At 44.8% G+C, this 992-nt stretch carries 2 protein-coding genes; both read left to right on the top strand.

From position 1 onward, the window contains the following. The coding region (locus A3729_RS32290) for a hypothetical protein (protein WP_197475594.1) at positions 1–733 on the top strand (733 nt) is incomplete at its 5' end. Further along, positions 734–992 (top strand): MotA/TolQ/ExbB proton channel family protein (locus A3729_RS34470; RefSeq protein ID WP_197475595.1); only part of this gene is annotated, 259 nt, incomplete at its 3' end.

The following is a 992-nucleotide window of genomic DNA, read 5'->3' as shown; positions in this document are numbered from 1 at the left end:
AAAGGAGCTTTCCAATAAAAGAAAGGAACTTAAAACCCTCAACCAGACTGTTAGAAAAACCGAACAAAGCATTGACGATGCAAAACATCAGTTAGCAGAACGAAGTCACGCGCTAAAAGACCTGTTCTCTGTGTGGAAGCAAGCTGTTAAAGATGGTCAGTCGAATATGGAGGCCTCCATTATTAGTCATGAGTCACCTGCAAAGCTTGAAACATTTCGCATGCTGGCAACTAAAACAGCACTCCCCGACTCAGATGACTTAAGAGCCCTTTTCGAGCTACTTCAATATGATATTCAGCAAAACCGCCAAAGCCACACCTACCAAGGTGAAGTAATTACAGTAGATGGCCAGCGAAAACAGACGGTTATCCAACGCATTGGTACGTTTACCACGACCAGCGAAGGTAATTTTCTTGTTCACAACCCGGCGAATAACACTCTAAATACGCTTCCAATACAACCAAATTCAAAATACCAAAGAGTCGTTGAGCAAGCCGAATACCAGGCTCTAAGTCCCAACACACCCCTTACAGCGGTAATCGACCCTTCGAACGGTTTGATACTTGAACAGCTGGCACTGATTCCCAGCTTGGAAGATCGCTTCCACCAAGGCGGATATATTGGCTACGCCATTGTCACATTAGGTTTACTAGGGCTCTTACTAAGCTTGTTTAGATGGTTAACAATCAGCTACTCTCAACGAGCAATCAAAAAACAAATGAGATCACCGTAAATTGCAGACGCTAGCAATCCTCTTGGCCGAATAATTCAGGCCTATCAGGCATGCAAAGGAAATGAGGAAAGCAGTTCAAGTGACGAGCAAAGTACTCAGCTAAAACATGATACGCTTGAAGTTCAGCTACAAGAGATCGTTATGTCCGAGATGCCTAAGCTGGATAAGGGCCTGGGGACAATCAAACTACTCGCTGCAGTCGCCCCTCTTCTGGGCTTACTCGGCACCGTTGTTGGCATGATCAATACCTTTCAAAGTA

It is taken from the genome of Oleiphilus sp. HI0043 (assembly GCF_001634935.1).
This window is presented reverse-complemented; position numbering and strand designations above follow the sequence as displayed.